Below are 11,630 nucleotides of genomic sequence, written 5' to 3'. Positions count from 1 at the left end.
GCTCAGCGCCGCTTCGCCGCGCCGGCCACCAGGGCGACACCCGCTGCGAGGGTGCCGGCGGCGGTCGCGTACACGGCCCGCCGGTGGCGGATCGCCCAGGTCTGCGGACTCCACGAGTGGGCCTTGTCGCTGAACACGCCACGGGCGCCGTGGTCGCCGGGGGCCGGCGTGTAGACGTTGTCGGGCATGCGCGGGTCGTGCTTGTCCGGTGCGAGCTGCCCGGAGTACCCGGTCCTGGCGAGGAACCAGTCGAGGAATCCGCCGGCGAAGCGGTCGCCGAGGATCGTGCCGACGGTGGACTCCCCCACCCAGGTGCGTCGCCTCGGTCGGTCTGCGACGTCGGCGATGGCGGTCGCACCGACCTCGGGCTGATAGATCGGCGGCACCGGCTGCGGGTGCTCGGGCAGCTGCGACTTCACCCAGCTGAACTGGATGGTGTTGAGCGCCGGCATGTCCACGGTCGAGAGCTTGACGTTGCTGCCGTCGTGGAGGAGCTCGGCGGTGACCGACTCCGTGAAGCCTCGGGCACCGAACTTCGAGCCGCAGTAGGCGGCCTGCAGCGGGATGCCGCGGTGGGCGAGGGCGGAACCGACCTGGATCACGTGCCCACGGTCGCGCGGCGTCATTCGCGAGAGTGCGGCCCTGGTGCCGTTGACGAAGCCGAAGAAGTTGACGGCGACGGCGCGTTCGAAGTCCGCCGGCTCGGTCGTGAGGAAGTCCCCGAAGACGCCGACCATGGCGCAGTTCACCCACAGCTCGATCGGTCCGAGTTCCGCCTCGACCCGGTCCGCCGCCTGTTCGACGGCCTCCCGGTCGGCGACGTCCGTCGGCACCGCGAGAGCACGACGGCCGGCCTGCTCGACCTCGGCGATGGTCGCCTCGAGTCCGTCCTCGCCGCGCGCGAGCACCGCGACGTCCCAGCCGCGCTTCGCGAGTTCACGGACGGTCGCACGACCGAGCCCTGCGGTTCCGCCGGTGACGACGGCGACCCCGCGGCTCATCGCGCCGACCGATCGGTTGCTGCGGACCGGTGGGCGGAGGGGCGCGGAGAGGTTGTCGTCGTCAGAGGCATGACGCCACGTTAGGCGAATCCACCCCGCCAAGGCGGCCCCTTGCTTTCCCAGGCAGGACGGATCGCCGCCCGGCGATCGCAGCGGGATAGCCGTACGATGAGCGGAGACCACTCTTGAGCCCGGAAGGAATGCGGACATGAGCGACACCTTCGCCATCGTGTACAGCGCACTCGACCGGGTCGACGAGGACGACCAGCTGGTGGAGCCGATCCTGCGGCTCATGCCCCTCAGCGGCGTCTCGATCGCGACACTCGGCGACACCCTGAGCCCCGAGACGATCGCCGCGAGCGACGAGCAGATCGCGTTGATCGACGAACTCCAGTTCGACCTCTCCGAAGGCCCCTGCTGGGACGCCGTCGGCAGCGGCCGCCCGGTGCTCGAGGAGGCCGTCAAGCGGAACGGCTACGACTCCTGGCCGTCGTTCACCGAGGCGATCCGCGACCATGCGGTCGGCTCCATCTTCGCCTTCCCCCTCCGCGTCGGGCCGCTCCAGGTGGGCGCGGTCGAGCTGTACGACACCGAGGAGCGTACGCTGGACACGCAGGCGGTCGAGGACATGATGTCCCTCACCCGCCCGCTCAGCCGGTACGTGCTCCGACGCACCCTCGAACTCGCGAGCCTCCCCGACACGACGCAGCTCAAACCCCACGCCCGACGCCGGATCCATCAGGCGACCGGGTTCGTGATCGCGCAACTCGGCCTCACCCCCGACGACGCCCACCTGCTGATCCAGGCTCAGGCCTTCGCCCAGAACCGCTCGATGTCGGACGTCGCCGAGGACATCCTCGAACGTCGCACCGGTTACGTGCTGCACGACGACACGATCGAAGACGAGCGATGAGCGAGCGCGGCGACGACGGGACCGGCTCCGAGCTCCGTCACTCGACCGCCCTGCTCGACGTGTTCGCGACGCTCGCCGACACCCTGGTGGACGACTATGACGTCGTCGACCTGCTCCAGGCCCTGGTCGACGCCACCGTCGACCTCCTGGACGTCCAGGCCTCGGGCATCCTCCTGGCGGACCCGCACGGCGACCTCGAACTGATCGCGTCGACCAGCGAGTCCGGGAAGCTCGTCGAACTCATCCAACTGAGCGCGGACGAAGGCCCCTGCATCGACAGCTTCCGTGATGCGACGCCGGTGTCGATCCCCGAGATCGCCGCGGTCGCAGCCGACTGGCCGAGATTCGCCGAGGTCGCGGCGACCGCGGGATTCCGGTCGGCTCATGCCTTCCCGCTGCGACTCCGCCGGACCACCATCGGCACCCTCAACCTGTTCCGCACGACTCCGGAAGCCCTCGACCGGTTCGAGTCCCAGGCCGCACAGGCCATGGCCGACGTCGCGACCATCGGGATCCTGCACGAGCGGACCCTCCGCGAGAGTGACGCGACCCGCGAGCAGCTGGAGTCCGCACTGCAGTCCAGGGTCGTCATCGAGCAGGCGAAGGGCGTCGTCGCCTACACCGCCGCGATCTCGGTCGAAGAGGCCTTCGAGCGCATCCGGAAGCACGCTCGCGGCGGACGTCGTGCCCTGGCCGACGTCGCCCGCGACATCGTGGAGCGACGTCTCGAGCTCTGACGGTGCACCTCACTCCGGCCGCGTAGCAGCTCGACGACGGAAAGGCAAGAGCGCGCCGAACGGCCGAACGGGAACGACACTCGAAGGAGGGCACGGCGGTCTGACGACCGGTCGACGCAGCCGGCCCGCCTGACATCGGGTGCCACGACGCGCCCAGAGAGGAGATGCTCGTGTTCACCGAGCTCGACGAATTCCTACGCGGCATGGAGTACCCCTGCCGCCCCAGCGACCTGACGCGTGAGGCCCGCCGCGACCTGCTCCCGACCCACCTGGTGGAAGCGCTCCGCTCACTCCCCGAGCGCAGCTACACCAGCCGTTGGGACGTCCTGCACCGCACCTCGATCGCGGAGGCGCTCCCGATCAGCGTCTGAGCGATCGCGCACCACCGCTGAGCGGCACCGGCATCGCGCCGGTGCCGCTTCGGCGTGTCAGGTCCGGCGACTCGCGCCAGTTCGCAACCCCCTCGGGGAACGTGGTGCTTCCACAGGACCGGGCCTACGGTGGAGACCGGAGAGCGGAGCAGGAGAACCCATGGGCAAGATGATCTACGACGCAGACGTGTCGGTGACGTTCGACGACCGGGTCCTCGCCCACCTGCAACAGGTCATCGGTGCGAAGTTGCGTCGCGGCGAAGCGTTCTACTTCGGGTGGAAGGACGATCCGCGGTCGGGCGACGGCCGGACGACGATCTGGCTGCACCCGGCGATGTCCCTCCGCTTCAAGTACGCGGGCAGCGTGCCGGTCGAACTCAACCGTGCCTGGCTCGATGCGCTCGCGGTCAGCGCCGACTCGAACCAGGGCCTCGTCCTCGTGCCGGAGCCGGGTCCGCGCATCTGAACCTCGCCGACAGGGTCTCCGGTCCCGCTCACCTCGAACGTTCGTCGAACTCCAGGTCGTCGATGTCCGTGAGTTCCGTCGCCCACTCCGGTCGCGCCGGTTGCAGCTCGGCGGTCCGTTGTTCGAGTTCGACGATGGTCTGTTCGTCGAACGGTTCCTCCGAGGCGTTCTCGACGGGCGTCGAGAACAGTTGGCTTGCCGGTCCGATGAGGAGGTGGGCGTATCCCAGGCTGCCGCCTTCCGAGATGGTCGGGACCATCACGATGTCGGACTCACCGCTCTGGGAGAGGGCCCGCGCATACCGGAGCAGCGCCTTGCAGGTCTGGTCAGCCATCAACAGATAGCCGCTGGCGTAGTGCAACTTCCTCATACGACCATTCTGGGAACCGAAGCGGCCGGACCGGCAGACCTTGCATCCGCAACCCGGAAGGTATACCGGAGGCACCACGCGCCCGTGCGCTATCGTCTGGGCATGACCGACAGCGACCAGACTCCCACCACGCACGACGAGAACCGCCACGACCAGCTGACGACCGCACCGAACGCGACCGAAGCGGACGCGGCTCCCCGCATCGACGTCACCGACCAGGGCGACGGCGTGACCCGGATCGACATCCGCGACGACGCGGCCGTGCGGCCGGGCGCGGACCCCGAGGAGACCGAGCAGGGCTGAGCCACGCCCGCTGCACGACGAAGCGCCGCCGACCCGAGGGCCGGCGGCGCTTCCGCGTGTGACGGACTCAGCGAGCGTCCGTGTCCGGCTGCTCGAGCACGTCCGGCTCGTCCGCCGTGTCCTCATCCGTCGACTCGTCCGGGATCTCGGTGGGCGGCGTGCCGACCACCATGTCCGGGTCGGTACCCAATGCGTCTGCTCCGGTGAAGTCGCTCATGTCGCTCCTGCTTCCTGTGGTGGTGGTTTCGATGTGGTGCTGGTGTCGGTCTGCCGCTGGTCAGGCGACGACGACGTGCAATCCGCCCGTGATCTCGATCTCCTCGAGCATCTCGGCGGCCATGCGCTCGTCGATCGGCGGCTCGAACTCGGCGTCGAACGCGAAGACGATCGGCTGCTCGGGCGACACGGTGACCGGCTCAGACGATTGGAAGCGCCCGCGGTGGAGCTGCAGTCGGAACGACCGTTCGCCGAGCATGCGCGTGAGGATCACCCGTTCCAGTTGGGCGAGCGTCTGATCGTCGACCTGAGATCGGAGCGCACCGAGGCGGAGGAATCCCATCGTCAGCCCCTTTCGCAGGTGTGCCACGCTAGCGCGGGGAGATCGGGTCGTCGGGGCCATTGCGCGGATGGCCCGGGCAGCGGACAATGCGCGTGCGCGTCGGGAAGCAGCCACCGCATTGTGGATAATCGGGCGCGCGCCAAGAATGTCTCGTATCCTGAGAGAGCGCTTCACCGACCCGGACCCCGTCGGGAGGCGCACAGCCGTCGGCCACTCGAGTCGACGGCCATCTCCGGGGTTGGAAGTCGAGGGTTCCCATGGGACAACTGGTCTACGGCACTGGCGACGCGCGTGTGCGTCTCGACGACCGCACGCTCGCTCACGTCAAGACGATCGCACTCATGAAGCTCCGACGGAACGAGTCGTTCGCGCTCACGATCCGGCAGGACTCCACCACCGACGGACGCACGACGCTCTGGCTGCACCCGGCGATCGCCCTGCAGTTCTCCTTCGACTCCGACGAGGTCGGCGAGATGGACCGCGCTCTGCTCGAAGGCTTCATGCACGAGGCGAACACCGGCGAGGTCGTCGTGCACGCGACGGTCGGCGACGACGCGACCGCCCAGGCGAAGTAGCCCGGGCGGCAGCGCCGCCTGCTCAGCTGTCGCGGAGCATCGCGATGAGTTCGCTCTTCCGCTTGCCGGAGTAGCCGGTCAGGCCGATCTCCTTCGCGCGCTCGCGGAGCTGCGCGACCGTCCAGTCGTCGTACGACCCGGCCTCGCCGCCCTTCTCCCCGATCGTCGAGCGTCCCTGCTTCGCGGCGGCGTTCGAGATCCGAGCGGCCTTGCCCTTCGACGCGCCGTCGTCGCGGAGCTTCTCGTAGAGCTCGGGGTCCTTCAGTGACGGATTCTGCTTCCCGGGCATGTCGTCCTCCCTCATCGTCCGGTGGTCGGCCGATCGGCCTGCCACCAGCCTCTCGCTGCCCGACGGATCGGTGGAGGGGCTGGTGTCAGGGACACGGACGCGCTAGTTCAGGAACCAGTCCCGTGGGTGCTGATCCGCGGTCGGCGGCGTGCGCTCGATCGTCGGGCGCGCCCACTTGGCCGCGTTCGCCAGCACTCGGCGGATGTCGGGGTGGTGGTAGACCGGGTACTCCTGGTCGCCGGGTGAGAAGTAGAACACGCGCCCGCGACCGCGGTGGTACGCGACACCGGACCGGAAGACCTCGCCGCCGGCGAAGGTGGAGAGGAACACCTCCTCGTCGGGACGCGGGATGTCGAACTGCTCGCCGTACATCTCCTGGCGGTCGATGACGATGGGGTGCGGGACACCCTGCGCGATCGGGTGGTCCGGGAGCACCGTCCAGACGAGCTCTCGCTCGCCGTCGTTCCGCCACTTGAGGGCGCAGCTCGTGCCCATCAGTCGTTGGAAGACCCGCGAGTAGTGGCCGGAGTGCAGCACGACGATGCCCATGCCGGCGTGGACGTGGCGCACGACCCGCTCGACGACCTCGTCGGAGACCTGGTCGTGGGCGATGTGCCCCCACCAGAAGAGGACGTCGGTGTTCGCGAGGACCTCCTCGGTGAGACCGTGCTCGGGATCCTGGAGGGTCGCGGTCGAGACGGACGCGGCGTCGCCGAGCGACTCCTCGAGGCCCGCCGCGATCACGGCGTGGATGCCGTCGGGGTAGTGGCCGAGCACCACGGCGTCGCCGCGGGACTCGTGGACGAACTCGTTCCAGACGCGGATGCGGATCGGTGTCGTGGTGCTCATGCGGGGACCTCCAGTTCGTGCCCGGCGGCGGCCGAGGCGTAGGCGGCGTCGATGACGCGGCTGCGGTGCAGCGCGTACTCGCCGTGGTGACCGGCGAACCGGAGCTCACCGCCGGCGGTCTCACCCGCGCGGATGGTGTCGAGGAACTCCGCGATGACCGACTGGTGGTGGCCGGCCGGGACCTGGACCGCGGGTCGTTCAATCGTCGGCGCACCGGCGACGTCGCGGTAGATCGTGACGGTCCCCTCGGTGTTGTAGTTGTCGACGTGGAGGCGGACGCCGCCCTCCGAGCCGAGGAGCTCGACCGAGATGTCCTCGTGGGCCTTCGAGTAGGACGCCCACGACGCCTCGAGGTGCAGGCTTCCGCCGTCCTCGAACCGCAGGAGGGCGGACGCGAAGTCCTCGACGTCGAAGGCGTGCGCGGACCGGCTCGAGACCGGACCGCCGCCGGAGGAGCCACCGCGACCGGCGCGGCCGAGCTCGTTGTACGCGACGGCCGACACGTGCGTCACGCGCGGCTCGCCGAGGAGCGACAGTGCGATGTCGAGCACATGGGAGCCGAGGTCGATGAGCGGCCCGCCACCGGCCGCGGCCTTGTTCGTGAACCAGGAGTCGATGCCGGGCACGCCCTGACGACGCAGCCAGGAGGCGCGCGAGTGGTAGACGCGACCGATCGGCTCCTCGGCGAGGTAGCGCGCGAGGTAGGCGACGTCGGCACGACGGCGATGGTTGTACGCGACCTCCAGGACGCGGTCGGCGGCGGTCGCGGCCTCCACCATCTCGGCGGCGAGGTCGGCGGTCGTGGCGAGCGGCTTCTCGCAGAAGACGTGCTTGCCGCTGCGGAGCGCGGCCACGGCGATCGGGTGGTGCAGGGCGTTCGGCACACCGATCGAGACGATGTCGAGGTCGTCGCGGGCGACGAGGTCCTCCCAGTCGGCGTAGGTCTCGGGGACCCCGCGGCTCTCGGCCAGCTCGGCAAGGCGCGCCGGTTCCTGGCCGGACAGGGCGACGACGGTGGCACCGGGGAGCGCGGTGAAGGCGTCCAGGTGCGTGGTCCCGGCGAAGCCGAGGCCGATGACGCCGACCCGGAGGTCCGGAGCGTCTGCTGATGTCGGGGCGGTACTGGTGCTCATGCTCGGACGGTTCCTTTCGGGGTGCGGAGCCGAGCACTGTCGTGACCGGCGGTGGTCGACCTTCGCCACTAAATATAGCGGCCATATCTAGTAATGCAACCCTGCTACAGTCACCCCATGGCGGAACCGGGGATCGAGACGGGCAGGGCGAGCGTCGAACTCGTCGCCGCCTACGCCTTCGACCACGGTGCGTTCACGGCGAGCGACGTCATGGACGAGACCGGCCTGACCCGCGCGACCGTGCTGAACGCCTGCGACGCCCTCGCCGACCGCGGCTGGATCCGGGAGCTCGACGACGCCCGGGCCGCCGGCGACTACCGGCGGGGACGACCCGCCAGGCGCTACGAACTCGCCGCGGACACCGCGTTCGTGGTCGGACTCGACGTGGGGCAGCACCGGGTCGCGGCACTCGTCGCGACGCTCCGTGGTGAGGTCGTCGGCCGGGCCGAACGCCCCATCGTGGGTGGGGACGAGGACCCAGACCTCCGCCTCGCGACCGCACGGACGGTCGTCGAGGAGGCGACCGCGCAGGCCGGCGCGACCCCGGGACAGGTGCTCGTGACCGCCGTCGGCGTCCCGGCTCCGGTGGACGCGCACGGCCGCTCCCCGCGCGGCGATCACGACTACTGGGCCCGGATGAACCCCGATTTCGCGAGCCGCCTCGGCCCCTGGGGCGACGTCGTGCTCGAGAACGACGCCAACCTCGCAGCAACGGCCGAGCGCGCCCTCGGGGAGGTGGCACGCGAGTCCATCGCCGTCCTCCTGGCCGAGGCGAGCTTCGGCGCGGGACTCATCGTCGACGGCGTGCTGCTGCACGGCGGGGCCGGCGGTGCAGGCGAACTCCGCGTGCTCGGCATGGTCGAGGGTGTCGGTTCGCCGGAGGGCCTCGACGGTGCGGCACGGTCGTGGCTGGAGGAGGATCAGCGATCCGGTGCGGTGCCGGCGACCTCCCCACTCGCCGGGATGCCGATCGGCACCCTCGACGTCGGCCGCGTCATCGACGCCGCAGCCTCGGGCGACGTCTATGCCGGCCGACTCGTCGAACGTCTCGGGGAGCGCCTCGGGCGGGTGTGCGTCCTGCTCGGCAGCCTGCTCGACGTGGACGAGGTCGTCGTCGCCGGAGGCGTGGCCCGCGTCGCCTCCCCCGTCATCGCCGCGGCTCAGACCTGGCTCGACGAGGGGACCTACGCCCCAACGCCGATCGTGCGGGCCTCGCGACTCGGCGCGGACGTCGTCGCCCTCGGGGCGATCACCCGGGCCGTCGCGACGATCCGCTCCCAGCCGTGGCGCTTCGCCGCCGCGATCCCGCGCTGAGACCACACCCGGCGCAGGGCGGCCCGGACACGGCGCAGGGCCCCACCTTCCGCCAAGATCGGTGGGGCCCTGTGAGCGGTGTCACCGCAGTGCGAACGATCGTTCCGGCCGTACTCGTTCAGACCGTTCGCAGGGGACGGGCGACGCAGAGCGGCCCGTGTGCTTCAAGATTCGCAGCAGAAACGCGTTCATCCGGCCCCGAACGGTCGTTAAGAAACGCCGTTCTTACCGATTGCTGAAGTTCTGCACGTCGGCGGCTACTGCACCGACCATCCGCCGTCGGACGGCAGGACGACGCCGTTGACGTTCACGCCGTCGTCGCTCAGCAGGAAGGTGATGGACGCCGCGAGCTGCTCCGCGGTCGCGATCGTCGGGATCGCCGCCTGGAACGGTCCGAGCCGCGCCGAACCCGCCTCGGAGACGTTCGGCGGGAAGGGGATGCCCGTCGCGACGCCGCCCGGAGCGACCGCGTTGACCCGGACACCGTGCGGGCCGTACATGAAGGCGGCGCTCTTGGTCATGCCGACGACCGCGTGCTTCGAGGTCGTGTAGGCGTTCCCCGAGGCGTTGCCGCGAAGCCCGGCCTCGGACGCGATGTTGACGACCGAACCGGATCCGGCCGCGACCATCGACGGCAGGACCGCGCGGGTCAGCTTGAAGGCGCCGGTGACGTTCACGCCCATCACCCGCTCCCAGGTCGCGTCGGAGGTCTCGTGAAGCGGGGAGAAGTCGTCGTTGATGCCGGCGACGTTGGCGAGCGCGTCGATCCGCTCCCCGGCCGCGGCGACGATCGCGTCGATGTCCTCCTGCTTCGTGATGTCGCCCGCGACCGTGACGAGGTCGGCGTCCGGGAGGCTCGAGGCGAGGTCGGCGAGCTTGTCCTCGAACAGGTCGACGGCGATGACCCGACCCCCTTCGCGGGCGACGCGCGACGCCGTGGCACGGCCGATACCGGATGCGGCGCCGGTGACGATCACGGTCTTGCCGGCGAACCGACCGACGGTGATGCGCTCCTGCCACCCCTGGGGCGCGTCGTCGACGGGTGCGACGCCGTCGTTCGCGGCGAGGACGAGCTCGTCGATGAGCGACTGGGGCAGCTTGCCCTGGCTCAGGGCGACGAGCTGCTGGAGCGGGAGGCCCGAGATCGGGGCGAGCTGCGATTCCTCGGTGCCCAGCTGGGTGAGGAGGCCGCGGATGAGCGGTCCACCGGTGGGGTCGGTGAGCCACGCGGCGATCGGAGTGTTGGCGGTGAGGGCGCTCATGGGGTTCCTTCGTTCTCGGGAGGACGATGAGCGGCGGATCGGATGGGCTTCGATCCATACCGGACATCATTGTCCGGTACACGTTACGCCGTCCATGGCGCGGCCGCCAGCCCTCACGGTCGGCTCCCAGCCGGGTCCACCGGACCGGTCGCGCGGCGTTACGCTACCGGGATGTCGTCCACGCCCCCGAAGCCGAACCGAGGCCCGAGCGCGGGACCCGAGAACCGCCGAGCGCTCGTCGCCGCAGCGCGTCAGGTGTTCGCCGCGGACGGCTTCAGCGCTCCCCTCAGTGCGGTCGCGAAGCGGGCGGGCGTCGGACAGGGCAGCCTGTACCGACACTTCCCCGACCGACTCTCCCTCGCGCTCGCAGTGCTCGACGAGAACGTCGGTAAGTTGGAGGAGCACACCGGGCGACCCGATGCCACCCTCGACACCCTGCTCGACGTCGTGATCGACCAGGCCCTCGTCACCTCGCCCTTCGTCGAGGCGATCCTCGGCGAGGGCGACGACCCGCGCGTCATCGAGCTCGGCACCCGCCTCGACCGCCTCGCGCACGCCCTGCATGCGAAGGAACTGGCTGCGCACCGCATCGCCGACCACGTCGAGCCCGACGACATCCTCATGGCGATCTCGATGGTGGGAGCGACCCTCACCCGCATCCCCGATTCCCATCGAGCCGACACCGCAGCACGCGCGAAGGCGATGTTCCGCCGCTCGTTCGGCCGATGAACCGGGGCGGGACGATCGACGCGGCTGGGTCGGTGGCACAGGACACCCGCGAACCGTGTGCCGACAGCCCATTGAGGCGCGCGAGGGACGACCGTAGGGTCGGAGGGACAGAGAAGGGGTCCGCCATGCAGGCCAGCGCGTTCGCGTCGATCGACGTCGACACCATCCGTCGGTCCCTCGGCGAACCGGATCCCGCGGCGACGGCCAAGATCATGGACGAGCTCGACGAGAACTGCCTCGCCTTCCTCGCCCACTCGCCGTTCTGCACCATCGCGACGTCCGACGCCGACGGCCGGTGCGACAACTCCCCGCGCGGGGACTACCCGGGGTTCGTCCGGGCGCTCGACACCCGCACGCTCGTGATCCCGGAGCGCCTCGGCAACCGGCTGGCCGACTCCCTCCAGAACATCGTCCAGAACGGCCACATCGGCATGCTGTGCTTCGTCCCCGGCATGAGCGAGACCCTCCGGATCAACGGCACGGCCACCGTCACCGACGACCCGGCACTCATGGCCATGCTCGAGCAGGACCACGTGACGCCGCAGCTCGCGATCGTCGTGCGTACCGAGGAGGTCTACCTGCACTGCGGGCGGGCGCTCCTCCGCGGCGGGCTGTGGGACGCCGAGATGCAGGAGCTCGCGGCCGAGGTGCCGAGTGCGGGTCGGATCTGGGCGAGCATGTCGGGCCTCAGCACCGAGGTCGGCGACGCCATCGACGAGGCGGTCGCCGTCGGGAACCAGAGCCTGTACTGATGGCTGG

Annotated in this window: 17 protein-coding genes; 9 read left to right on the top strand and 8 right to left on the bottom strand. The window is 70.2% G+C overall.

The window, feature by feature from the left end:
• Positions 1–2: 2 nt before the first annotated feature.
• The gene (locus GV015_RS06095) at positions 3–1,001 is read right to left on the bottom strand and encodes an SDR family oxidoreductase (RefSeq protein WP_159877323.1); all 999 of its coding nucleotides are present in this window, start codon (positions 999–1,001) and stop codon (positions 3–5) included.
• A 208-nt stretch (positions 1,002–1,209) separates the two neighbouring features.
• Between GV015_RS06095 and GV015_RS06090 the strand changes: the two genes are divergently transcribed.
• From GV015_RS06090 to GV015_RS06075, 4 genes are all read left to right on the top strand, one after another.
• Complete coding sequence (locus GV015_RS06090; RefSeq protein WP_159877321.1) at positions 1,210–1,914, top strand: GAF and ANTAR domain-containing protein; 705 nt, start codon at positions 1,210–1,212, stop codon at positions 1,912–1,914.
• Positions 1,911–2,651, top strand: coding sequence for a GAF and ANTAR domain-containing protein (locus GV015_RS06085; RefSeq protein ID WP_137242494.1), 741 nt, complete (start codon positions 1,911–1,913; stop codon positions 2,649–2,651). Before GV015_RS06090 ends, GV015_RS06085 begins: the two co-directional genes overlap by 4 nt.
• Before the next feature lie 170 nt (positions 2,652–2,821).
• Positions 2,822–3,022 (top strand): DUF2795 domain-containing protein, encoded by a 201-nt coding sequence (locus GV015_RS06080; RefSeq protein WP_158596586.1) that lies wholly within the window; start codon positions 2,822–2,824, stop codon positions 3,020–3,022.
• A 160-nt stretch (positions 3,023–3,182) separates the two neighbouring features.
• Positions 3,183–3,488 (top strand): ATP-dependent DNA ligase, encoded by a 306-nt coding sequence (locus GV015_RS06075; protein WP_086472938.1) that lies wholly within the window; start codon positions 3,183–3,185, stop codon positions 3,486–3,488.
• 28 nt (positions 3,489–3,516) lie between these two features.
• Here the strand turns inward: GV015_RS06075 and GV015_RS06070 are convergent, their stop codons facing one another.
• The gene (locus GV015_RS06070; protein WP_124768478.1) at positions 3,517–3,858 is read right to left on the bottom strand and encodes a hypothetical protein; all 342 of its coding nucleotides are present in this window, start codon (positions 3,856–3,858) and stop codon (positions 3,517–3,519) included.
• Between the two features lie 102 nt (positions 3,859–3,960).
• On the opposite strand from GV015_RS06070, the gene GV015_RS06065 reads away from it, so the two are divergent.
• Positions 3,961–4,161, top strand: a complete 201-nt coding sequence (locus tag GV015_RS06065) for a hypothetical protein (RefSeq protein ID WP_159877319.1) — start codon at positions 3,961–3,963, stop codon at positions 4,159–4,161.
• A gap of 67 nt (positions 4,162–4,228) precedes the next feature.
• Here GV015_RS06065 and GV015_RS06060 read toward each other — a convergent pair whose 3' ends face one another.
• Both GV015_RS06060 and GV015_RS06055 read right to left on the bottom strand, forming a co-directional pair.
• The gene (locus GV015_RS06060; RefSeq protein ID WP_159453395.1) at positions 4,229–4,378 is read right to left on the bottom strand and encodes a hypothetical protein; all 150 of its coding nucleotides are present in this window, start codon (positions 4,376–4,378) and stop codon (positions 4,229–4,231) included.
• A gap of 60 nt (positions 4,379–4,438) precedes the next feature.
• Positions 4,439–4,720 carry a hypothetical protein gene (locus tag GV015_RS06055; RefSeq protein WP_064297054.1) on the bottom strand — a complete coding sequence of 94 codons (282 nt, stop codon included), beginning with the start codon at positions 4,718–4,720 and terminating at the stop codon, positions 4,439–4,441.
• Between the two features lie 257 nt (positions 4,721–4,977).
• On the opposite strand from GV015_RS06055, the gene GV015_RS06050 reads away from it, so the two are divergent.
• Positions 4,978–5,295, top strand: a complete 318-nt coding sequence (locus GV015_RS06050; RefSeq protein ID WP_159877317.1) for a hypothetical protein — start codon at positions 4,978–4,980, stop codon at positions 5,293–5,295.
• Positions 5,296–5,317: 22 nt separating this feature from the next.
• On the opposite strand, the gene GV015_RS06045 is transcribed toward GV015_RS06050, so the two are convergent.
• The 3 genes from GV015_RS06045 to GV015_RS06035 all read right to left on the bottom strand — a co-directional run bounded on the left by GV015_RS06045 (position 5,318) and on the right by GV015_RS06035 (position 7,566).
• Positions 5,318–5,584 (bottom strand): Rho termination factor N-terminal domain-containing protein, encoded by a 267-nt coding sequence (locus tag GV015_RS06045; protein ID WP_159877315.1) that lies wholly within the window; start codon positions 5,582–5,584, stop codon positions 5,318–5,320.
• A 102-nt stretch (positions 5,585–5,686) separates the two neighbouring features.
• The gene (locus GV015_RS06040; protein WP_201299366.1) at positions 5,687–6,433 is read right to left on the bottom strand and encodes a ThuA domain-containing protein; all 747 of its coding nucleotides are present in this window, start codon (positions 6,431–6,433) and stop codon (positions 5,687–5,689) included.
• A complete protein-coding gene (locus GV015_RS06035) occupies positions 6,430–7,566 on the bottom strand; it encodes a Gfo/Idh/MocA family protein (protein ID WP_159877313.1) in 1,137 nt (378 codons plus the stop codon). The genes GV015_RS06040 and GV015_RS06035 overlap by 4 nt, the downstream gene beginning before the upstream one ends.
• 117 nt (positions 7,567–7,683) lie before the next feature.
• On the opposite strand from GV015_RS06035, the gene GV015_RS06030 reads away from it, so the two are divergent.
• The gene (locus GV015_RS06030) at positions 7,684–8,880 is read left to right on the top strand and encodes an ROK family transcriptional regulator (RefSeq protein WP_159877311.1); all 1,197 of its coding nucleotides are present in this window, start codon (positions 7,684–7,686) and stop codon (positions 8,878–8,880) included.
• 257 nt (positions 8,881–9,137) lie between these two features.
• Here GV015_RS06030 and GV015_RS06025 read toward each other — a convergent pair whose 3' ends face one another.
• Positions 9,138–10,142: an SDR family NAD(P)-dependent oxidoreductase gene (locus GV015_RS06025; protein WP_159877309.1), complete on the bottom strand. Its 1,005-nt coding sequence runs from the start codon at positions 10,140–10,142 to the stop codon at positions 9,138–9,140.
• A 171-nt stretch (positions 10,143–10,313) separates the two neighbouring features.
• On the opposite strand from GV015_RS06025, the gene GV015_RS06020 reads away from it, so the two are divergent.
• Both GV015_RS06020 and GV015_RS06015 read left to right on the top strand, forming a co-directional pair.
• Positions 10,314–10,871, top strand: coding sequence for a TetR/AcrR family transcriptional regulator (locus GV015_RS06020; protein ID WP_159877307.1), 558 nt, complete (start codon positions 10,314–10,316; stop codon positions 10,869–10,871).
• A gap of 125 nt (positions 10,872–10,996) precedes the next feature.
• Positions 10,997–11,623, top strand: a complete 627-nt coding sequence (locus GV015_RS06015) for an MSMEG_1061 family FMN-dependent PPOX-type flavoprotein (protein WP_071261734.1) — start codon at positions 10,997–10,999, stop codon at positions 11,621–11,623.
• The last annotated feature ends 7 nt before the right edge of the window (positions 11,624–11,630 follow it).

Origin of the sequence: Plantibacter sp. T3 (assembly GCF_902506515.1) — a bacterium.
Taxonomy (GTDB): domain Bacteria; phylum Actinomycetota; class Actinomycetes; order Actinomycetales; family Microbacteriaceae; genus Plantibacter; species Plantibacter auratus.
The sequence above is the reverse complement of the archived record's forward strand: the minus strand, read 5'-3'. Positions and strand labels throughout refer to the sequence as shown.

What these genes read in the sequence shown, in the direction of transcription:
- GV015_RS06095 (WP_159877323.1), bottom strand. Translation starts at nt 1,001, where the DNA reads ATGAGCCGCGGGGTCGCCGTCGTCACCGGCGGAACCGCAGGGCTCGGT.
- GV015_RS06090 (WP_159877321.1), top strand. Translation starts at nt 1,210, where the DNA reads ATGAGCGACACCTTCGCCATCGTGTACAGCGCACTCGACCGGGTCGAC.
- GV015_RS06085 (WP_137242494.1), top strand. Translation starts at nt 1,911, where the DNA reads ATGAGCGAGCGCGGCGACGACGGGACCGGCTCCGAGCTCCGTCACTCG.
- GV015_RS06075 (WP_086472938.1), top strand. Translation starts at nt 3,183, where the DNA reads ATGGGCAAGATGATCTACGACGCAGACGTGTCGGTGACGTTCGACGAC.
- GV015_RS06070 (WP_124768478.1), bottom strand. Translation starts at nt 3,858, where the DNA reads ATGAGGAAGTTGCACTACGCCAGCGGCTATCTGTTGATGGCTGACCAG.
- GV015_RS06065 (WP_159877319.1), top strand. Translation starts at nt 3,961, where the DNA reads ATGACCGACAGCGACCAGACTCCCACCACGCACGACGAGAACCGCCAC.
- GV015_RS06060 (WP_159453395.1), bottom strand. Translation starts at nt 4,378, where the DNA reads ATGAGCGACTTCACCGGAGCAGACGCATTGGGTACCGACCCGGACATG.
- GV015_RS06055 (WP_064297054.1), bottom strand. Translation starts at nt 4,720, where the DNA reads ATGGGATTCCTCCGCCTCGGTGCGCTCCGATCTCAGGTCGACGATCAG.
- GV015_RS06050 (WP_159877317.1), top strand. Translation starts at nt 4,978, where the DNA reads ATGGGACAACTGGTCTACGGCACTGGCGACGCGCGTGTGCGTCTCGAC.
- GV015_RS06045 (WP_159877315.1), bottom strand. Translation starts at nt 5,584, where the DNA reads ATGCCCGGGAAGCAGAATCCGTCACTGAAGGACCCCGAGCTCTACGAG.
- GV015_RS06040 (WP_201299366.1), bottom strand. Translation starts at nt 6,433, where the DNA reads ATGAGCACCACGACACCGATCCGCATCCGCGTCTGGAACGAGTTCGTC.
- GV015_RS06035 (WP_159877313.1), bottom strand. Translation starts at nt 7,566, where the DNA reads ATGAGCACCAGTACCGCCCCGACATCAGCAGACGCTCCGGACCTCCGG.
- GV015_RS06030 (WP_159877311.1), top strand. Translation starts at nt 7,684, where the DNA reads ATGGCGGAACCGGGGATCGAGACGGGCAGGGCGAGCGTCGAACTCGTC.
- GV015_RS06025 (WP_159877309.1), bottom strand. Translation starts at nt 10,142, where the DNA reads ATGAGCGCCCTCACCGCCAACACTCCGATCGCCGCGTGGCTCACCGAC.
- GV015_RS06020 (WP_159877307.1), top strand. Translation starts at nt 10,314, where the DNA reads ATGTCGTCCACGCCCCCGAAGCCGAACCGAGGCCCGAGCGCGGGACCC.
- GV015_RS06015 (WP_071261734.1), top strand. Translation starts at nt 10,997, where the DNA reads ATGCAGGCCAGCGCGTTCGCGTCGATCGACGTCGACACCATCCGTCGG.